Origin of the sequence: Trinickia diaoshuihuensis (genome assembly GCF_003390925.1) — a bacterium.
Classification (GTDB): domain Bacteria; phylum Pseudomonadota; class Gammaproteobacteria; order Burkholderiales; family Burkholderiaceae; genus Trinickia; species Trinickia diaoshuihuensis.
The window spans coordinates 126,995-147,662 of record NZ_QUBS01000088.1; the positions used below are offsets into that span (position 1 = coordinate 126,995).

Below are 20,668 nucleotides of genomic sequence, written 5' to 3' on the forward strand. Positions count from 1 at the left end.
GCAGCTTGAGCACCGGTATGTCGTCGCTTTCGACTTCCACGAGCACAGCGGTTTCTTCGCTGAGTACGGGTGTTAGCTCGCTTTCGACGGGTCTTTCCACGGTCACGAGCAGCGTCGATTCGTTGAGCACTTCGACTTCCACCGCTGTTTCGAGCCTCAGCACTGGCGTGTCGTCGCTGAGCACTTCGACCAGCACCGGCATTTCGTCGTTGTCCACGGGCATGTCTTCGCTGTCTACGTCCACATCGACGGCAGTTTCCAGCCTGAGCACCGGCCTTTCGACTGTGACGAGCAACGTCGATTCGCTTTCGACTTCGACCAGCACGGCGGTGTCTTCGCTGAGCACGGGTGTGTCGTCATTGTCCACGGGCGTAAGCAGCCTGAGCACCGGCCTGTCTTCCCTCTCGACGTCGACTTCCACGGGCATTTCGTCGCTCAGTACCGGTATGTCGTCGCTTTCGACTTCGACCTCGACGGCGGTATCGAGCCTGAGCACCGGCCTGTCCACCGTCACGAGTTCGGTTGATTCGTTGAGCACTTCGACTTCGACGGGTATTTCGTCGCTTTCGACCGGTGTTTCTTCGCTGTCTACCGGCTTGTCGTCGCTGAGCACGTCCACGTCCACCGCTGTTTCGAGCCTCAGCACGGGTATTTCGTCGCTTTCGACTTCGACCAGCACGGCCGTTTCGTCGCTCAGCACTGGTGTGTCGTCGCTTTCGACGGGCATTTCTTCGTTGAGCACTTCGACCAGCACAGCGGTGTCCAGCTTGAGCACGGGTGTTTCGTCGCTGTCCACGAGCACGAGCACCGGTATTTCCAGCTTGAGCACCGGCATTTCGTCGCTGAGCACGTCGGTCAGCACGGGCCTGTCTACGGTGACGAGTTCGGTCGATTCGCTGTCCACGTCCACGAGCACGGGTATTTCTTCGCTCTCGACGGGTATTGGTTCGCTTTCCACCGGGCTTTCGACGGTGACGAGTGGAATCGATTCGCTCTCGACTTCGACCAGCACGGGTATTTCGTCACTCAGCACTGGTATGTCGTCGTTGTCCACGGGCGTTAGCTCGCTCAGCACGGGTGTTTCGAGCCTGAGCACCGGGATTTCGTCGCTCTCGACTTCGACTTCGACCAGCGTTTCCAGCCTGAGCACCGGGATTTCTTCGCTGTCCACTTCGACCAGCACCGGAATTTCCTCGCTCAGCACCGGTATGTCGTCGTTGAGCACGGGCGTGTCGTCGCTGTCCACCGGCCTTTCGACCGTGACGAGTTCGGTCACGTCGTTGAGCACTTCGACTTCGACGGCGATCGGCTCGCTTTCGACTTCGACTTCGACGGCGGTATCGAGCCTGAGCACTGGCGTTTCGTCGCTCAGCACGAGCACGAGCACCGGACTGTCCACGGTGACGAGCGGTATCGGTTCGCTTTCGACGGGGCTGTCCACCGTCACGAGCGGCCTTGACTCGCTCAGCACGAGCACGAGCACCGGTATCACGTCGTTGTCCACGGCGATTTCCACGATCGGCGTGGGTGCCAAGCCGCACTACATCAGCACCAACGACAACGGTGTGCAGGGCGGCAACTACAACAACGACGGTGCGACGGGTGTAGACGCTATTGCGGTCGGTGTGAATACGACGGCTGGCGGCGTCAATGCTGCGGCGTTTGGCAACAAGGCAAACGCCGCAGGAAATGCCGCAACGGCGATCGGTTACAACGCCAATGCAACCGGCGTGAATTCGAGCGCGATGGGTGTGGGTTCGACTGCATCGGGCGACAACGCAACGGCACTCGGTTCGGGCGCTATTGCGAGCGGTCGCAATTCCGTTTCGCTTGGTAAGGATTCGGTCGCCGATCAGGACAACACCGTTTCGATCGGTTCGGCCGGCAACGAGCGTCGTTTGACCAACGTTGCGCCGGGTATCAACGCAACTGATGGCGTGAACATGTCGCAACTGCAAAACGTGCAGAACGACCTGAATAACTCCATCAATTCGGTTGCTCGGAAGGCATACGGCGGTGTCGCTGCCGCTACTGCCCTGACGATGATCCCCGACGTTGACCAAGGCAAGACGATTTCAGTCGGCATCGGCGGCGCGAGCTTCCAGGGTTACGGCGCGACGGCCATTGGCTTCACCGCGCGCATCACCAATAACCTGAAAGTTCGCGGCGGTGTCGGTATCAGTAGCGGCGGGCAGTCCTACGGCGTCGGTGCGTCCTACCAGTGGTAAGCGTGCATCGCAACGCAAGGCCGTAATTCGATGACGCTGTAACTCGCGCAGCGGGCGCTAAGACAGGCCCGCCGCGCAACCGAATATCCGACTAAGCAGACCAACAAGGAAATCAAAAATGTCAGCGAAATCCATCCTGGCTCTCGGAGCGACCATACTGCTGGCGGCGTGTGCTTCCCAAGGCCCAACGTGGAACGCGTATCGCGTCAGCATGCCGAACGGGCAACAGGCTTACCGCGTCGATTGCCATGGGCTCTTCGAAGGACAGGAAGCGTGCTTCTCCCAAGCGGTAGAAATTTGCGGCAACAAGCAGGTACGGCCGCTCGAAGCGGTCGCCCCATTGGGTGACGAACAAAACCCGCGAGACGTTCGCATCCTCACCTTCCAATGCGCAACGCCGGCACAGCCCGCACCGCCCGTTGCGGCAAAACCCGCCCCGGCCCCTTTGGTGGTCCCGGCTGCGCCACCAAAGCGCATCACGCTCGACAGCGATGCGAATTTCGACACCGACAAATCGACGCTCAAAGCCGATGCTCTCGACAAGCTCGATGTGTTGATCGAAGCGGCCCACGGTACGACCTTTAAAGCGGTGACGATTAGCGGCTACACCGACTCGACAGGAACCGCTGAACACAACCGGCAATTGTCGGAACGACGTGCACAGGCCGTTGCGCAATACCTGCGTGAGCATGGCCTGAATGCGCAGAAATTCGAGGTGCGCGGCTACGGTGAAAGCAATCCCATAGCAAGCAACGTCACTGCCGCTGGACGCGCGAGGAATCGCCGAGTCGATATTGCACTCGAATAATGACTCGATTAATGAGTGCTTGATTAACTCAAACTCATGAGTTGAGTATTTAAGTGTATGACCTAGCTCAATAAATTTTCATATTCTGCCATTTAGCCAATCTGTATAATTAGTGCTGTTGAGTTGTTGAGTAACCGCAACAAAAGAAACCCTGAGAACTAAAACATGAAAATTGGAATTTCTGTACTCACGCACGAGGGGCAATCCATATGGGAAAACGGGCTAGGTCAGAACATCTTCTACTTTGTGCAACTGCTGCGCGAGTTGCCTTTCGTGACAGGCATCGTTCTTCTGAACTGCGGCGATCAGCCATCTTTGCCGCCGGAAGCCGTCACGCTGGCCGGCGACGTTCCGCTCGTCGCCCCGCGTGATCTCCCGGAACCGCCCGATGTAATTTTCGAAATGGGCGGCGGGCTCGATGTGGAATGGCTCGACTATGCACGAGCACAAGGCAAAAAAGTCGTCTTCTTCTGCTGCGGTCAACCCTACGTCGGTTTGATCGAACCAAGCGTGTTTCAACGCAGCGGCTATTTCTCGCGCGCAACGCGTTGCGATGAAATCTGGATGCTCGGCAAGGATCGCGCGCTGATGCCGATGCTGCGCACGCTGCACCGCTGCCCCGTATATGAGGTCCCGTTTCTGTGGGACAACACATTTATCGAACAACGCGTTCAAGCCGTCGAACAGGCCGGCTTGCGCTTCGGGTATGAACCCCGCTCAGCTCGCGGTGAAACCGGTCCGCGCGGGCTTCGTTTCGCCGTATTCGAGCCTAATATCTCCGTCGTGAAATGCTGCGTGGTCCCGATGCTGATCGGCGAGGCGGCGTTTCGCGCGGACAAGCACGCGGTTCGAGGATTGCACGTGCTGAACAGCGTTCAGATGCGCGAGCATCCATCTTTCTCGTTCCTGCTCAATTCGATGGATTTGAACCGGGCCGAGCGTGTACGGCTAGACGGCCGGCACGATTTCGCAGGGTTTATGAGCCAGAACGCGGACGCGGTGATCGCGCATCAGTGGCAGAACGACCAGAACATCCTGTACCTCGATGCGCTGTACGGCGGCTATCCGCTCATCCACAATTCGCCGTGGCTGTCTAACCTCGGATACTTCTATCCTGGGAGCGATATGGAAGCAGGCGCGGCGCAACTGCTTCGCGCCGTCCAAAATCACGACACCGAGCACAAGTACTACACGCAACGTGCGCGCAGCTTCCTGCTGTCGCTGGCCCCCCGCGCAAGCGAGAACTGCTCGATCTATTCTCGCCGCTTGTTGGCGCTGACGGCCAAGAACGCGGGGGTCGTCGCATGAAAGCCCAAAAGCTTCACGTCGGCGTGACGATCTACCTGCGTAACGGGCAGCAGTCGATCTGGGAGAACGGCATCTTCCAGAACTGCTATTTCCTCGCGATGCTGCTCAAGAACGCGCCGAACATTGAATCCGTCTACCTTGTGAACGGGGGCGACGGTGACCCCGCATCCGCTGCTCAATTTCTCGAATTCGCCCCTGTTCCGGTCATCGACCTTGACACAGCACGGCAAAAGCTCGACGTGGTTGTCGAACTTAGTGCGCAGCTCAACCCCGAATGGGCGCGCGCCTTCCGCGAGAAAGGCGGCCGTGTGATCGGCATGCGCGTCGCGAACGATTACGTCATCGACATCGAGCGCATGATGTTCGCGCTGCCTCACGGCATGCTTGTGTCAGGCACGCCGTACAGTGCCATCTGGACGTTGCCGGCGTTCGAGAAGACGTGCGCCGACTATTACGAAACGGCCTTGCGCGCACCCGTGACGGCGATGCAGCATCTTTGGAGCCCCGCCCTCGTTGAGCGCGCCGCAAACGGCGCCTTCGGCTATCAGCCGGGCCGGCTCCGCTGGCGCGTCGCCGTGCTGGAGCCGAATATCTGCATGGTCAAAACGTCGCACATCCCGATGCTGCTGGCAGATCTCGCGCACCGTCAACAGCCGACCCTGATCGAATACCTGCGCGTCTTCAACACGATCCAACTAAAAAACGACGCGCAGTTCGTCGGTTTTGCGCGCAGTCTCGATCTCGTCATGCAGGGTCGCGCGACGTTCGAACCACGTTTGCCAGTCCACGAAATTCTTACGCAACAAGCCGACGCAATCGTGTCTCACACGTGGGAGAACGCTCAGAACTACGTCTACTACGAAGCGCTGTACGGCGGCTATCCGCTCATCCACAACTCCGAATTCTTGGGCGGCTGCGGTTACCGGTACGCGGATTTCGATTGCGAACGCGGTGCGCTCGCGTTGCGCGAAGCGTTCGCGGTACACGATGCAAGCCTGAGCGACTACAAGGCGAAGGCCCGCGAATTTCTGGCGACGCTCGATCCGCATTCGCCCGCCAATGTCGAGCGGTACAGCGCCGCGATTGCGGCGGTGGTCAGTGGTTAGGTGCTTGACCGGTTCATCAGAAAAATCGACGGAGGGTAATGATGAAGTTTCCATGCGGTTTGCGCATCGGCATCACGATCGGGCTTCGGCACGCGGACGAAAGCCTGTGGGTCAACGGCATCAAACAGAATGCGCTGTATCTCGCGAAGCTCTTCCAGAATTCACCGCTCGGTCACGACGTTGTACTCGTGAATACGACGGACGTTCCCGTCACATCGGCCCTGCCATGGGATTTGGAGCAGTTTCCGACCGCCACGTTCGAGCATGAGAAGGACAGGCTCGATGTCCTAATCGAATTGGGCGGTCAGATCAGCAACGAACAGACCGCGTACCTCAAATCGCTGGACACGAAGATCGTCAGTTATTGCTGCGGGCCGGAATACGTTCAGATGACCGAAGCGATGATCTTCGGCCGGCGTTTGACCGATCACGTATTTATCAATCAGAACTATGACCAAGTTTGGGTCATCCCGCAGGTGATGGAAACGACGGCGGGCTTTCTGGGCGTGCTACGCCGTCAAAAGGTCGTGCCGGTCCCTTTCGTCTGGGACCCGATGTGCCTCGATATGCGCACCAAAGATTTGCCGTTCAAGGGTGAATATCGCCCGGGGCGAGCCGCAGCGATGCGCGTCTCGATCATGGAGCCGAATATCGACGTACTCAAATTCTGCCTCAACCCGATGCTGATCGCCGAGCAGGCATACCGGGAAGCCGGGGACAAGCTCGGTTTTGTACACGTGACGAACGCCGAGCATCTGGCTCGCTCGTGCCCCGAGTTTATCGGCATCGCACGTTACCTCGACCTCGTGCGCGACAGCAAGGTTAGCTTCGTTGGCCGGCACGATACGCCGCAATTTCTCGCCGACCACACCGATATCGTCGTATCGCATCAGTGGGGGCTGGCGCTCAACTACTTCTATTTCGATGTGGCGTGGAATGGCTACGCGCTCGTGCACAACGCGCATCTGTGTAGAGGCATCGGCTACTACTATCCGGAAAGCGATATCGAAGCCGGCGCAAGGCAGCTCGTGCGCGCGCTTAGGCACCACGATGACGATTTCGATACATATCGCGAGCAGCAGCGCTCAGCCATTGCTCCCTTCCTTGCGACGCACGCACCGCTCATTGCACGCTACGACGAACTGCTCGGCCAGCTCGTGATGAGCGGTCGCACCTCGATTGCAGCTTGACTCAAGCAAATCAGATGGAGAACACACACATGCCAAGCGTTCCAACTTCGCGCCGGATATCCAATCCATGCACGCCGCTCGTGCTGGGCTGCATGATTGTCGCGATGGTCGCCACACTGCGCGCACCGGCCGTGCTGGCAGCGTCCGGCGACGTTGTAGCGACCGTGAATGGGATCGAACTGCACCGCGAGGAACTGGCCGAAGCGATGATCGGTCGGCCCGAATCGGCCCGCGGTGAGGTTTTGCAGGGGCTCATCGCGCGCGAACTGCTTCGTCAGGCGGCGGAGCGCGACGGGCTTGGAAATTCTCAGCCGGTGCGTGCGGCGATAAAGAAGGCGAAGGTCGATGCGGAGAACCGCCTGTACGTCGCCAAGCATCTGTCAATGCAATCGGTCACCGACGCGGAAGTGCGCCAACGCTACGACGAAATCGTGAAAGAGCTAGGGCCGTATCAATACCACGTCAGTCACATGTCGTTCGCTGACGAGCCGACCGCGCGCTTTGCGCTGGCGCTGCTCGGCAATGGCGAATCGTTCGCGAATGTCGCTGCGCGCACTCAGGCACTCGATGCGCAAACCGATTGGATCAGCTTCAAAACCCCGGTCACGGAAGGACAGACGCAAGGCTTACCCGTACCGCTTGCGCAGGCAGTCACGATGATGAAACCGGGGCAAGTCACGGACGTTCCAATGCGAGCCGGCGATCGATTCATCGTTGCCCGTCTGGACGACCGGCGCGATACGGTCATTCCTTCCTTCGCGGATACGCAAGGCTCGATGCGTAAGGCCATGGAGAGTAAAAAGAATGCTGACGCTTTCGCTGCCTTCGTCGATCAACTCGCCCGGAAGGCCGTAATCCGGCCCGAGCAAATCCTACGGAGCGCATCACAATGAAATGGCTCGCTGATGTCGAAACCAAGATCACGCGCAGCGATTTGATCGGCGCATCGCGCCTGCTCGATACCGACCGCGCGATCAAATCAGGCAAGCCCCGTGCACTCGTTGCATGCAGCCGTCTGATGCTGCTACGCGGGCGGCTCCACGAAGCGCAAGATATGCTCGATCGCGCGCTCGATATCGAACCGGGCAACGTCGATGCACTCATCGAACGCGGACGTCTTTCCGTACGCATGGGGAACGACGAGCAAGCATGCGAGTGGTTTCTTCGCATCGGCTTCACGGGAACCCACGGCGATAGCTGGCTGATCGACTGGTTCGATGCTTCGCTGCGCCGCGGCCGTTTGGACGACGCGATCAATATCGCTGTCGTGCTGTGCCAACATTTCGCCGCGGATGCGCATAATTGGTTCAGGCTCGGGCTCGCGCAGCAAGCGGCGCGCCGCCACGCTCAGGCTCTCTCCGCCTACGAGAAAGCGGCCGATATGAATCCGCGGTTGCCGATGCTGCGTAACAATTGGGGTGCGGCTTACCTCGAGTTGGGCCGGCACGACGAGGCGCGCAAGCTGCTCGAAACCACGATCGCGGAAGACCCCGACCATGCATTTGCGTGGACCAATCTCGCATCGGTGCTGCTCAAAACCGGACATATCGACGACAGCCTTGTCGCGGCCGAGCGGGCCTGCGCGCTCGCCCCGAACTATGTCACGGCGTTGCAGACGTATTCCTACGTGCTGCGTGAACGCGGCGAGTTCGGCGCGGCGCTCGCAATCGCTCAGCGCGCGCTGAGCCTCGAGCCGAAAAACGCGTCCGTCGTCTGGACGGTCGCGATGCTGCAATTGCTGGCTGGCGATTACGAGAACGGTTGGCGAAATCACGAGGCGCGCTGGGCGGGCTCCCCCGAACTGCGCGACGTCAACCCGAACATCCCGGCTCCGCGCTGGAACGGCGAGCCGCTGGCGGGCAAAACCCTCTTCGTCTGGGGCGAACAAGGCCACGGCGACGCACTGCAATTCGTGCGCTTCGTGCCGGCCGCCGCCGAATTCGTGAAGCAGCAAGGCGGCAAGCTCGTGTACTGCTGCTTCGACGCGCTGCATGCGCTATTTGTGCGCAGTCTCGGGAACGCTGTCGAAACAATCATCCCGCACGATCATCGCCCGTTGCCGGCGTTCGATTATCACCTGCCGATCGGCAGCCTGCCCTTCGTGCTGGGTGTTCGTCTCGCGAATCTACCGGGCACGCCGTATCTGAAAGCCGATCCGTCGAAAGCCGCGCGGTGGGGCGCAGCCCTTTCCGGTGAACGCAAATTGCGTGTCGGTATCGCGTGGAGCGGTAGCAAGACGCATCAACGCAATCCGCTGCGCTCAGTCAACCCGTTGAATTACGTCGAAGCGCTGGCTGGTATCGGGAATCTGACGTTCGTGAATTTGCAGATGGATGCGCCGGGTGATGTGCTGCGCTTGCAGAACGCCGGCATGCCGCTTCTCGATGCCACGCCTGATGTGTCCTCATTCGATGACACGGCAGCGGTCATTGCGAATCTCGATTTGGTCGTTACCGTCTGTACGTCGATTGCGCATCTTGCGGGCGGGCTCGGCGTGCCCACATGGGTACTGCTCGATGTGAACCCGCACTGGATTTGGATGACCGAACGCAAGGATAGTCCGTGGTATCCGAATACGCGCCTGTATCGGCAACCGGCCTATGGCGATTGGGCGCCTGTATTTGAAGCGCTGGCACGCGATCTGGCGGTGCTGGCGTTCGAGCGCGAGACGCAGCAACAGACCACAAACACTGGGAGCCTCCATTGAAAAGGATCGATCTTTCGGTCGCACTGAACGCATGCGCCGACGATATCGTTCGCCAAAAGCTCGCGCACAAGGTCGGGCTGTCGCCGCAGGCCATCGAACAGATACTGGCGTTCTCCGGTTCGATCGTGATTGCTGCGCTGGCGGCGCGCGCAGCGGAAGGTCGTGACGAAACTATCGCGGTATTCGGCGCGCTTATGTCACGCGACATCAATCCGCGTATTCGCGACGAGTGCGCCACGTCGGTCGCTTCAACCAGCAAATTGAAGCAGCTTGAACACGCCGGGTTCACGCTCGTGGCACACGCGACCGGCAACGATGCAACGGAATTGAGCGATCACGTTGCGGCGCGTATCGCGGTTCCGGCGCAAGCCACGTGCGCTCTCACCTGCATCTGTGCGGCGATCGTCGGTGGACTTATCAAGCATCACATGCTGATCGAGCAAGCGGACGTATCCGAATTGCCGGGATTGTTAGCCGGGCAGCTCGCCATGGTCGCCGATCACCTGAACGCAGGTTCGATAGACGTGCTCGGCTACCTGCAAGCCGATGTGAACGCGTTCGTTGACCAAATATCGGTGCGCCTCGCGTCGGTCGCGGCCGATTTCGAACCGGTGCGCCCTCGCATGGGGGATGTGGCCAAGCCGGCGCAGGAACCGATGGAGCCGCAGCGACAAATCCCGGCGCACAGCCGCTACGAAATCGGCAAGGTGTTCGTCAACGACGTGCGATTCACGAGCGCGATGCGGCCGTCGCAACTCGGGCCGACCGGCCCTGTGACAAAGCGCGAAAAGCCACGTTCTCGCCGCACGTGGAAAGTGTTCTCGCTGACAACGGCGACGGTTCTGATCGCGGTTTTCGCGTGGGCGAAAATCTATCACTGGCCGGAGTTGCAGTCGGCGTTTGCGCAGGCGGCGGGATCGCATAACAGATCGACCAGCTTCGTATCGGGTGTTATTTCCAAGCCCGACATGAAGACGGCCAGCACCAAGTAATTCCCACGTATTTTTATTGTCCCGCTTCACTCAATTGAGTGTTGCCATTATGTCCCGGCATTCTCTTCAAGGCCGGGGCATTTCAGCCGGCGAGGGTACCCCTGCCTCGCCGGTTCTTTTTTCTCGTTGTCACGGAAGGATATTTATCGTGCGCAGAGTCGGCAACGTGATCTGGTTTCTGTTTCTAGGCGGGTTCTGGGCATGGGCATCGTGGCTCGCCGTCTCGCTGCTGTGCTTCGTCTCGATCATCGGCTCCCCATGGGGTCACGCGTGTTTGGACGTCGCCGAATTCTCGGCGTCTCCCTTTGGGCGCGAGGCAATCGACAGACAGCGGCTCGCGCCGCGCGCGGACATCGGCACATTTGAGTTCGGCGCACTGGGACACACTCTTTGGTTCCTGTTACTCGGTTTGTGGCTCGCGTTGGCTCACCTCGCGGCCGGCCTTGTATGCTGCGCCACATTCATCGGTATCCCCTTTGGATACCAGCATTTCAAGCTGGCGCTCCTGGCGATTTGCCCCATCGGCAAAACCATCGTGCCGTACGAGATTGGCGATCAAGTGCGCAGGCGCGAATACAGCGCGGCGCTCAACCGATTCCGCGCAAATCATTTGCTCGAGGTTAAGTAGTTAAACGCTTTCAGCGAGCCACCGCGCCGATAAAGTGCAGGTTCATGTTGCCGCGGCAAGTAGTGCCAGCCGGTTGACGGCCGGCCCCGTCGTCAATGCGACGCAATATACGACTTCACCGCCGCGAGCCCATCCTTGCCGTCGAACGTCGTCACACCCGCGAGCCACTTCTCGAGCACCTGCGGATTGCTCTTCAACCAAGCGGCCGCCGCCTTGTTCGGGTCTTGCTTGTCCATGATCGGCACCATCACGTGGTTTTCGATATCCGTCGTGAAGTGCAGGTTCGACACGAGCTTGGCCGCGTTCGGACAACGCGTCGCATAGTCGGGCGGCGTGGCGGTAAAGACCTTCGCCTCGCCGTAGTTCGGCCCGAATACCGCATCGCCGCCGTTCAGATAGTCGATCTTCATCTGTACGTTCATCGGATGCGGCTCCCAACCGAGGAACACGATCCATTGCTTCTCGCGAATCGCTTTATTCACTTGCACGAGCATGCCCGCCTCGCTCGACTCCACGAGCTTGAACTTGCCCAGCCCAAACTGATTGCCGTCGATCATCTTCTTGATCAGCGCATTGCCGTCGTTGCCGGGCTCGATACCGTAAATGCGCCCGCCGAGCTTATCGGCGTACTTCTGAATATCGGCGAACGACTTGAGGCCGCCGTTATAGACGTAATCGGGCACGGCTAGCGTGTATTTGGCGCCGGTCAGGTTCGGCGCGCTCAACACTTCGATCTGCTTGGATTTGACGAACGGCTCGATCATCGGATCCATCGTCGGCGACCAGTAACCGAGAAACACGTCGATCTGTTTGCTCTTGATGCCCGCGAACGTGATCGGCACCGAGGCGATCGTCTTCGTCGGGATATAGCCGAGCCCTTCGAAAACCGCGGAAGCCAATCCCGTCGTGGCCGCGATATCGGTCCAGCCCACGTCCGCGAAGCGGACATTGCGGCACACGGCCGAATCCGCGGCATACGCGCTCGTCGAGACGATGGCGGCCGCAGCCAGGGCCCAGCCGGCTTTCATGAAGCGTTGGTTCATTAGACTCTCCTCAATCGCACAATTATGTCGGCTCATCGCCGCTTTCAAAAACACTTCGACGGATTGAAATAACGCCCTAACACCGGCGCCTCATCAATTCACTTGCCGCCGTTCCCGGCTCGGTGCATAGCCGAATTGCGCCCGGTATGCTTTGCTGAAGTGACAGGCCGATTGGAACCCGCATACCGTGGTCACCCGAGCGATCGATGCGTCGGTCGTGCGCAGCAAATCGCGCGCGCGCCGCAGGCGCAGCGATAGGTAGTAATGCGTCGGCGAAACGTCGAGGTACACCTTGAACATGCGCTGCAAGTGCCGCTGCGAAAGCCTCACGAGCCGCGCGAGTTCCTCCAGCGAAAGCGGCTCTTCGATGTTCGCCTCCATGAGCCGGACGACTTCGATGAGCTCCGCGCGCGAGAAGCCGATGCGGGCATCGACGGGAATCGGTTGATGATCGTTGGCGCTGCGAATGCGCTCCAGGATGAATTGCGCCGATACCTGCGCCGCAAGGTCACGGCCCAGCCGCTCGCCCACGAGATGCAACATCAAATCGAGCGGCGCCGTGCCGCCCGTGCAGGTCAAGCGGTCGCGATCGATGACGAATAGCTCGTCGCGGAACTTCACGCGAGGAAACTCGTTGTGCAGCGAGGACATATCCTCCCAATGCACGGTGCAACGATAGTCGTCGAGCAAGCCCGCGCTCATCAGCGCATAGGCCCCCGTGCAAATCGCGCCCAGCGGCACGCCGCGCGCCCCCAAATCGGCCAACAGCGCTTTCACGCGCGTATCCACCGCGCTGCGGATCTGCGTGCCGCCGCAGACGATCAGCACGTCGGGAATACCGGCCTCCTCGAGCGTGCGCGTCGGCGTGACGGTGACGCCGTTGCTGGCGCGCACCGGCACGCCGTCGGCCGAAACCACCGACCACCGGTAGTGCGTGCCGCGCGAGACGTAGTTCGTCATCCGCAACACCTCGACGGCGCTCGTGAACGCGATCATCGAAAAATTTGGCAGCGTCAGAAACCCGAAATGCACGGGCATCGACTCCACGGGTTCAGGCTGCATCACGGTGGCCGGCGTCATGCTTGCCCCTCCCCCTCAGCTTTGCGTGATCGGTTGCTGTGCACCCGCGCGCAATCGCATCACGCTGCGCAGACCTTTGAAGCGCGGTGCGGCCGCGGTGCCGGGCATGCGGCCGAAGCTCTCCGTGATACGGTCCAAGATGATCGCCAGCAGCACGACCGACAGTCCGCTTTCGAAACCGAGGCCGATATCGAGGCGCTGAATACTCGCAAGCACGTCGTTGCCGAGTCCGCCCGCACCGACCATCGACGCGATGATCACCATCGAAAGCGCCATCATGATCGTTTGATTCACGCCCTGCATGATCGAGGGCAACGCGTTCGGAAACTGAACCTTGTAAAGCAACTGCCAGGGCGTACAACCGAATGCCTGCCCCGCCTCGACGATTTCTCGGTTGACATGGCGAATGCCGAGACTCGTCAGGCGCACCGCGGGCGGCATCGCGAATATGACCGTCGACAGGATCCCCGGCACGCGTCCCAGCCCGAACAGCATGGCGGCCGGAATCAGATAAACGAAGGCCGGCATCGTCTGCATCAAATCGAGGATCGGCCGCACGACCATGGCCACGTGCTTATCCTTGGCCGTCCAAATGCCCAGCGGAATGCCGAAGACGAGGCTAATCAGCGTCGAGGAGAACGTGAGCCCCAACGTGATCACGGTCTGATCCCAGAAACCGGTGGCATAGATCAGGAGCAGCGAGAGCGTCGTGAACAGCGCGAATCGCCAGCCGATGCGCCATAGGCCGATGCCGACGAACAACGCCATCAGGGCCCACATCGGGATGGCTTGCAAGCCGTGTTCGACGAGGCCGGCGATAGTGTCGATCGCACGCCCGATCATGTCGAACGTATGGCTGTCGTGATCGAGCAGGTAGTGGACGGATTGATCGACCCAACTGCCGAGCGGAATGAGTTCAGACATGGGAGCCTCTCGTACGCGTGATGGCTTTCAGAACGACGGCGCGATCGACCGAGCCGCAATAACAACCGTCGTCGTCGACGACCGGAAGCGCGCGCGTGTGCGCGACGACGCGCGAGACGACATGCTCGAGCGTCGCGCTGCGCGCGATGCATTCGACTTGCGCGACCGGCGGCGATGGCTGGCCCAGTGCGTCACGTGTGACGAAACCGCGAATCTTGCGCTCGCCGTCGAGCACGAATGCATAGTCGGCACTGCCGTTCAGCGATGCGGCTACGCCCGCCGCATCGAGCTGGCGCACGAGCGGCACGGCATCGGTCTGCATGAGATCCCCGGCCGTCAGATACCGGCTCGTATCGACGCCTTCGAAAAACGCTCGGACGTAATCGTTCGACGGGCGGCTGATGATCTCTTGCGGCGTGCCGAGCTGGACGAGGCACCCACCTTCCATGATCGCGATGCGGTTGCCGATCCGCAGCGCTTCTTCCAGATCGTGCGAGACGAACATGATCGTGCGGCGCTGCTCCTTTTGCAGTTGCAGCAACACGTTTTGCATCTCCTTGCGCTTGAGCGGATCGAGCGCGGAGAACGCTTCGTCCATGATCATCAGCGAAGGGTTCACGGCCAGCGCCCGTGCCAGGCCGACGCGCTGCTGCATGCCGCCCGACAGTTCCGCGGGCAGCTTGTGCGCGAACGGCGCCAAGCCCACCTGCTCGAGTACCGTCATGGCGCGGGCCTCTCGCGCCTTGCGGGCGACGCCGGCCACCTCGAGGCCGAAGGCGGCGTTCGAAAGAACGCTGCGCTGCGGCATCAGCGCGAACGATTGGAATACCATGCTCATATCGGTCCGCCGCAGCGCGGTCAGATCGCTGCGGCGCGCCGCGACGATGTCGCGCCCGTCGATCAGCACTTTGCCGGCCGTCGGATCGACGAGCCGATTGATCAGGCGAATCAACGTCGATTTGCCGGAGCCCGAAAGCCCCATCAAGACGAATATTTCGCCTTCCTGAACATCGAACGACACGTCGTGCACGCCGACGACCTGCCCTGTACGAGCGAAGATCTCGTCTTTCGTCGCGCCGGCCGCCAACATGTCGAGCGCTTGCTTGGGGTTGGTGCCGAACACCTTGCACAGCCCCTGCACCATCACCTTCGGTGAACTCATCTCTTCCGTCTCCTTGCGGCAGGCCGACGCCTGCACAGTCTGCCTACATGGTTGCCAGAAAAATCCCGGTGCAGCCGACGAATTCCGACGCACGCTTGCGAAAAAGCGACACGGGCACCGCCGCCTCCCGGCGCGCGATGCGCGCCGAGCGCCGTAGGATAAGGCCGGGCGCCTCCAATGCAATCCCCGCATGCGTGACGCATGTCGGGAAACGACAGATTCGCGTCCGAAAACGCGTGCGCACCGCGCATATCGGCTGGCAATACTCAGCCCAACCGGATCCACACCCGATTGGAATCCGGGCCGGCACGACAGACCGATTACAACGACGACGGAGCGCACCATGAGTCAACGCAAGACCCAGTCACGCCTATCGTCCGCCGCACTCGGCGGCGCGGCGCTTTTGCTCGGATCGCTGCATGCGAGCGCCGCGTTCGCGCAGACGGCGGACACCGGCGGCGCGAGTGCAAGCGCGGCCACGGCCGCGAGCGCCGATCCGGCATCGCCCGCAAGCGCCGCCGCGCCGGCCGCGGCACCGGCCGCCGCCTCGCCGTTCACGGCCAACGTCACGCTCGCCTCACAGTACGTGTCGCGCGGTTTTAGGCAAACCTGGGGTAAGCCCGCGATTCAAGGCGGCTTCGATTACACGAATCCGAATGGCCTGTTCGCGGGCACGTGGCTCTCGACCGTCAGCAGCAAGTTCATCGAAGGGGGCAGCGTCGAATGGGATCTGTACGGCGGCTACGGCGGGGCACTCGGCGACCTGTCGTACACGGGCACGGTCTACTACTACGTCTATCCGGGAGCGCGCATGTCCGCCAGCGCGACGAACTACAACTACGGCGAATTCGTCGCGGCGCTGACGTACAAGTGGTTCACCGCCAAATATTGGCTGACGTATACGCCGAATTACTTCGGTTACGACAGCCAGTCGCTCGGCGTCGGCAACGGCAAGAACAGTCGCGGCTCGGGTTACCTCGACTTGAACACGAACATCGACCTCACGCACGGTTTCTCGCTGCTGCTGCATTACGGCTGGGAACGCGTCCAGAACTTCTCTGCCTATAACTGGCAAGACGCGAAGCTGGCCGTCTCCAAGACGTTCGACGGCGGCTGGACGTTGACCGGCGCGGTGACCAAAGCTTGGGGGGCGACCAACGTCTATGACCGGTATACGACGGGCGCGCCCGATTCGTCGGGCAACATCGCGGTCTCGAACCCGTTGCAGACGACGTTCTTCGCGACGATCACAAAGGTGTTCTGAGCGTGGTTGAAGCGTCCTTGAAGCAATAAACGCCGCCGACCGCGGCGTTTGAACAGCGGACGGCCATTGCGCGGATCAATGCCGTCCGTTTTCGTTTCGTGCCAGAATTGCCGCGTTTCGAGTTCGCCGATCCGCGACAAACCATGCCCCTGCCGCTGCGACCGCCCCGCCGTTCGTTTGTCCTCGCCGCTTGCGCCGCGCTCGTCGCGGCCGGCTGTTCGGTCCTCGCGGCCGCCGACCCCAACGCGCTCTGGCAAATCGTCAATTTCGACTGCGTGCCGGCCGCGCGCACGACGGGGAAAACCGGCCTGTGCGCCACCGTCGATTTACCGGGACGCTACGCGCTGCTCAAGGATCGATCCGGCGTGGCGCAGCACCTGCTCATTCCGACCGACCGGATCTCGGGCATCGAAAGTCCGTTGGTGTTGGCGCCGAACGCGCCGAATTATTGGGCCGACGCGTGGGATGCGCGCCGTTATGTCGAAGCCGCTTTGAAGCGTGCGCAACGCGCGCCGCTGCCCGACGACCAGATCGGCCTCGAAATCAACTCGGCGATGCGCCGCTCGCAAGAGCAGTTGCATATCCATATCGACTGTATGCACCCCGATGCCACCGCCGCGCTCGCACGGCATCGCAACGATCCGCCGCGCGCATGGACCTGGGACACGATCGGCGGCACCCGCTATCGCATCATGCACGTACCGGGTCCGGATTTCGATTTCAATCCGTTCGACCTCGCCGCCGGACCTCGAACGAGTCCCGACCTCATGGCCGGACAAACGATCCTCGTGACGGGCGCCGGTCCCTCGGCCACCGAGGCGGGATGGCTCGTTCTCGACAGCAGCCTCGATACCGACGGCGGCACGGGCTCGGCCGAAACGCTGCTCGATCATCAATGCACGGCCGCCGCGCCGCTCTAATCGAAATCGAATGGCTCGCATTTGCAATTTTTTGCACTTTTCGAGTGTCATTATTAAATCCGATGTTGCAAAATGCCGCGGCGACACAGGCGCGGCGCGGCTCGCCGCCGATTCGACCGGAACATCGGCTCGACGGCGTGCTTCGTGCTACGCGAAAGCCAAAGCGAAAAAAGTAAGAACCCAAAGGCAGGCAACATGCAATTCACCATGCACCGGTTCGCGATCGCCGCGCTGGCCGCCGCGGCCATAGCCAATTTGAGCGGATGCAGTTCGCTCTACGGCGAGAGCGCCTCGGCGGGTGCCGGTATCGCCGGCGCCGCGTTGGCAGCTAAAGTCACGCGCAACGCGGCGGTCGCGACCGGCATCGGCCTGGGCGCCGTGGCCGCCGCCAAGGCGGGCGTGCAATATACCGAGCGCGTGATCCATCGAAATACGCAAACCACGATCGCGAGCGCCGCGGGACCGCTTGCGGTCGGCGCGATCGCGCCGTGGGACGTGAAGCACACGGTTGCCATCGAACCCGACGAACACGGCCGGGTGACCGTGAGCCGCACGATCAGCACGGGCGCGCTCGACTGCAAGGAAATCGTGTTTTCCGTCGACCAGGACGCGACGAAGAACGAACCCGCCTCGAGCGCATTCTTCGTCGCGTCGATCTGCCGCGACGGCAACGCGTGGAAGTGGGCCTCGGCCGAACCCGCGACCGAACGCTGGGGTGCGCTGCAATGAACGCGCGCCTATTGCTGGCCGCACTCGTCTGCGCGGGCACCGGCGCGACGCTCGCCGGGTGCGCGTCGATCGGCGCCGCGAGCGGTGCCGCCGCCGGCGTGGCAACTGGTGTCGTCACGTCGAACCCGGCGGTCGGAATCGGTGTGGGCATCGCGGTGCAGGCAGCCACCGACGAGGCGGTCAATCGCTATATGCTCGTCATGCATCGCGATCAGCAAGACGCGATTGCCATACTCGTCGGGGAGATGCCGGTCGGCGCCGTTCAACCGTGGCGCGTGAGCCATACGCTGCCGATCGAAAACGGCCACGGCGAGGTGCGTGTGGTCCGCGCCTTCAATACCGCGTTGGCCAATTGCAAGGAATTCGCGTTCTCGGTCGTCGATGGGGACAAGCCCGATGCGAAGGTCGATTGGTTTACCGCGAACGCCTGTCAGCAAGGCGGAAGATGGAAGTGGGCGTCGGCCGAACCCGCGGTCGATCGCTGGGGCACGTTGCAATGACGCTTCGGGCGGGGGCGAACGCGCCCCCGCATGCGCCTTACTGCGCCTCCATGACCAGCAATTGAGCGCCGTCGGCGACTTGATCGCCCACGCCGTAGAGCACTTCGGCGACTTTGCCCGATGCGGGCGCACCGATCGTATGCTCCATCTTCATCGCTTCCATGACGATGAGCGGCGCGCCCTTCTCGACGACGGCACCGGGCTCGACGAGCACCGCGATGACCTTGCCCGGCATCGGCGCCGTGAGCCGCCCTTCGCCGTGTTCCGCGTCGGCCGCGTGCGCCAATAGGTTTTGCCATTCAAACGTGAGCGCCGAGCCTTGGCAGAACACATGAAACAGATCGCCGTCGATAAAGACGCGTCCCGTGACGCGCGCATCGCCTAGGCGCACCCCGAACGTATGGGCGTCGGCGCCGCGCCACCATTCGAACGGCTCGGCCACGCCGTCGTATTCGAGCGTGCGCGCCTCGCCCTCGCGCGCATAGAACACCTTGAACGGATGCTCGGCGTCTGTGTCGCGCCACTCGATCGTCTGCCGGTAGCTGCCATTCAAACGCCAGTGCGAGAGCGCATCCCACGGCGATGCGCCATGCGCGACTCCGCCCTCGCGCGTCAGCAACGCGCCGCACGCGAGCGCCAACGCCTCCTTGAACGGCTTATCGGCCGGGGCGAACAATTCGCCGTGGTGACGCTCGATAAGGCCGGTATCCAGATCGGCGGTCGCGAACGGCTTGCTTTGCACGATGCGCTGCAAAAATGCGACGTTCGTCTGCGGGCCGACCGCTTCGCACGCTTGCAGCGCGCGGCTCAAGCGCGCAAGCGCCTCCTCGCGATTGGCGCCGTGCACGATCAGCTTGGCAATCATCGGATCGTAAAATGGCGTGATCGTATCGCCTTCGCGCACGCCGCTATCGATACGAACAGGCGCTCGCGTGGGCGAGCCGATCGAAAACTCGACGCCTTCGGGCATGCGCAGATACTTGAGCGTGCCCGTCGACGGCAGGAACCCGCGCGCCGGATTCTCGGCATACACGCGCGCCTCGATCGCGTGACCGTCGATACGCAATTGCTCTTGCCGCAGCGGCAACGGCTCGCCCGCGGCCACGCGCAATTGCCATTCGACGAGGTCTTGCCCCGTGATCATTTCGGTCACCGGATGCTCGACCTGCAACCGCGTGTTCATCTCCATGAAGTAGAACGCGCTGTCGGTCATGATGAATTCGACCGTCCCCGCGCCCACGTAAGACACAGCGCGCGCCGCGGCCACGGCCGCCTCGCCCATCGCGCGGCGCACCTCGTCGGCGAGCCCCGGCGCCGGTGCTTCCTCGAGCACCTTTTGATGGCGGCGCTGAACCGAGCAGTCGCGATCGAACAAATAGACGGCGCCGCCGTGCCGATCGGCAAATACCTGCACCTCGACGTGGCGCGGACGCGTCAAATATTTTTCGATGAGCACCCGGTCGTTGCCGAAGCTGCTGGCCGCCTCGCGCTTGCACGACGCGAGCGCTTGCGCGAAGTCCTCGCTCTTTTCGACGACCCGCATGCCTTTACCGCCGCCGCCGGCGCTAGCCTTGAGCAACACGGGATAGCCGATCGCGTCGGCCTCGCGCTGCAGCAGTTCGGCGTCTTGCTCGTCGCCGTGATAACCGGGCACGAGCGGCACGGCCGCCGCGTGCATCAGCGCCTTGGCCGCGGCCTTCGATCCCATCGCGGCGATGGCGGAAACGGGCGGGCCGATGAACACGAGCCCCGCGGCCTCGCAAGCTTGCGCGAAATCCTCGTTTTCCGACAGGAACCCATAACCCGGATGGACCGCTTGCGCGCCCGTGCGCAGCGCGGCGTCGATGATGCGCTCGATGCGCAGGTAGCTCTCGCTCGCCGCCGCGCCGCCGATGTGCACCGCCTCATCGCAAGCCGCGACGTGCTTGGCATTCGCATCGGCATCGGAATACACCGCGACGCTCGCGATCCCGAGCCGCTTGCAGGTCGCCGCCACGCGGCACGCTATTTCGCCGCGGTTTGCAATCAAAATCTTGTTGAACATGGAATGTCTCGCAATGAAGCGGCAGTCGGTTGCGG

17 protein-coding genes and 1 pseudogene are annotated in these 20,668 nt (G+C 61.6%); 13 read left to right on the top strand and 5 right to left on the bottom strand.

Annotated elements, in window-relative coordinates:
* Positions 1-1,496: 1,496 nt before the first annotated feature.
* The 9 genes from DXT59_RS31345 to DXT59_RS26820 all read left to right on the top strand — a co-directional run bounded on the left by DXT59_RS31345 (position 1,497) and on the right by DXT59_RS26820 (position 10,967).
* The gene (locus tag DXT59_RS31345; protein WP_240324697.1) at positions 1,497-2,228 is read left to right on the top strand and encodes a YadA family autotransporter adhesin; all 732 of its coding nucleotides are present in this window, start codon (positions 1,497-1,499) and stop codon (positions 2,226-2,228) included.
* A gap of 118 nt (positions 2,229-2,346) precedes the next feature.
* Positions 2,347-3,036 (top strand): OmpA family protein, encoded by a 690-nt coding sequence (locus tag DXT59_RS26785; protein ID WP_116140977.1) that lies wholly within the window; start codon positions 2,347-2,349, stop codon positions 3,034-3,036.
* Positions 3,037-3,201: 165 nt separating this feature from the next.
* Complete coding sequence (locus DXT59_RS26790; protein ID WP_116140980.1) at positions 3,202-4,344, top strand: DUF2827 family protein; 1,143 nt, start codon at positions 3,202-3,204, stop codon at positions 4,342-4,344.
* Positions 4,341-5,450: a DUF2827 domain-containing protein gene (locus tag DXT59_RS26795; protein WP_116140982.1), complete on the top strand. Its 1,110-nt coding sequence runs from the start codon at positions 4,341-4,343 to the stop codon at positions 5,448-5,450. Before DXT59_RS26790 ends, DXT59_RS26795 begins: the two co-directional genes overlap by 4 nt.
* A 41-nt stretch (positions 5,451-5,491) precedes the next feature.
* Positions 5,492-6,640 (top strand): DUF2827 domain-containing protein, encoded by a 1,149-nt coding sequence (locus DXT59_RS26800; protein ID WP_116141165.1) that lies wholly within the window; start codon positions 5,492-5,494, stop codon positions 6,638-6,640.
* A 29-nt stretch (positions 6,641-6,669) separates the two neighbouring features.
* Positions 6,670-7,533 (top strand): peptidylprolyl isomerase, encoded by an 864-nt coding sequence (locus DXT59_RS26805; protein ID WP_240324698.1) that lies wholly within the window; start codon positions 6,670-6,672, stop codon positions 7,531-7,533.
* The gene (locus tag DXT59_RS26810; RefSeq protein WP_116140984.1) at positions 7,530-9,347 is read left to right on the top strand and encodes a tetratricopeptide repeat protein; all 1,818 of its coding nucleotides are present in this window, start codon (positions 7,530-7,532) and stop codon (positions 9,345-9,347) included. The genes DXT59_RS26805 and DXT59_RS26810 overlap by 4 nt, the downstream gene beginning before the upstream one ends.
* Complete coding sequence (locus DXT59_RS26815; RefSeq protein WP_116140986.1) at positions 9,344-10,339, top strand: hypothetical protein; 996 nt, start codon at positions 9,344-9,346, stop codon at positions 10,337-10,339. The genes DXT59_RS26810 and DXT59_RS26815 overlap by 4 nt, the downstream gene beginning before the upstream one ends.
* Before the next feature lie 16 nt (positions 10,340-10,355).
* The gene (locus DXT59_RS26820) at positions 10,356-10,967 is read left to right on the top strand and encodes a YccF domain-containing protein (RefSeq protein ID WP_205417484.1); all 612 of its coding nucleotides are present in this window, start codon (positions 10,356-10,358) and stop codon (positions 10,965-10,967) included.
* 92 nt (positions 10,968-11,059) lie between these two features.
* On the opposite strand, the gene DXT59_RS26825 is transcribed toward DXT59_RS26820, so the two are convergent.
* The 4 genes and pseudogenes from DXT59_RS26825 to DXT59_RS26840 all read right to left on the bottom strand — a co-directional run.
* On the bottom strand, positions 11,060-11,995 hold the full coding sequence (locus tag DXT59_RS26825) for a choline ABC transporter substrate-binding protein (RefSeq protein WP_162878260.1): 936 nt from the start codon (positions 11,993-11,995) through the stop codon (positions 11,060-11,062).
* Between the two features lie 108 nt (positions 11,996-12,103).
* A complete protein-coding gene (locus DXT59_RS26830) occupies positions 12,104-13,090 on the bottom strand; it encodes a GlxA family transcriptional regulator (protein ID WP_116140992.1) in 987 nt (328 codons plus the stop codon).
* Between the two features lie 15 nt (positions 13,091-13,105).
* A complete protein-coding gene (choW, locus tag DXT59_RS26835; RefSeq protein ID WP_116140994.1) occupies positions 13,106-14,014 on the bottom strand; it encodes a choline ABC transporter permease subunit in 909 nt (302 codons plus the stop codon).
* A pseudogene (locus DXT59_RS26840) lies at positions 14,007-15,290 on the bottom strand (quaternary amine ABC transporter ATP-binding protein); the annotation flags it as partial. The pseudogene DXT59_RS26840 and the gene choW, both read right to left, overlap by 8 nt.
* Before the next feature lie 229 nt (positions 15,291-15,519).
* Here DXT59_RS26840 and DXT59_RS26845 point away from each other — a divergent pair.
* The 4 genes from DXT59_RS26845 (at position 15,520) to DXT59_RS26860 (ending at position 18,589) form a co-directional block, all read left to right on the top strand.
* Entirely contained in the window at positions 15,520-16,440 is a 921-nt protein-coding gene (locus DXT59_RS26845; protein WP_116140998.1) for a TorF family putative porin, read from the top strand.
* Positions 16,441-16,583: 143 nt separating this feature from the next.
* Complete coding sequence (locus tag DXT59_RS26850) at positions 16,584-17,360, top strand: CDP-diacylglycerol diphosphatase (RefSeq protein WP_116141169.1); 777 nt, start codon at positions 16,584-16,586, stop codon at positions 17,358-17,360.
* Between the two features lie 195 nt (positions 17,361-17,555).
* Positions 17,556-18,089, top strand: coding sequence for a hypothetical protein (locus DXT59_RS26855; RefSeq protein ID WP_116141171.1), 534 nt, complete (start codon positions 17,556-17,558; stop codon positions 18,087-18,089).
* Positions 18,086-18,589 carry a hypothetical protein gene (locus tag DXT59_RS26860; protein WP_240324699.1) on the top strand — a complete coding sequence of 168 codons (504 nt, stop codon included), beginning with the start codon at positions 18,086-18,088 and terminating at the stop codon, positions 18,587-18,589. Before DXT59_RS26855 ends, DXT59_RS26860 begins: the two co-directional genes overlap by 4 nt.
* 37 nt (positions 18,590-18,626) lie before the next feature.
* Here the strand turns inward: DXT59_RS26860 and DXT59_RS26865 are convergent, their stop codons facing one another.
* Positions 18,627-20,633: an acetyl/propionyl/methylcrotonyl-CoA carboxylase subunit alpha gene (locus DXT59_RS26865; RefSeq protein ID WP_116141002.1), complete on the bottom strand. Its 2,007-nt coding sequence runs from the start codon at positions 20,631-20,633 to the stop codon at positions 18,627-18,629.
* Positions 20,634-20,668: the final 35 nt, after the last annotated feature.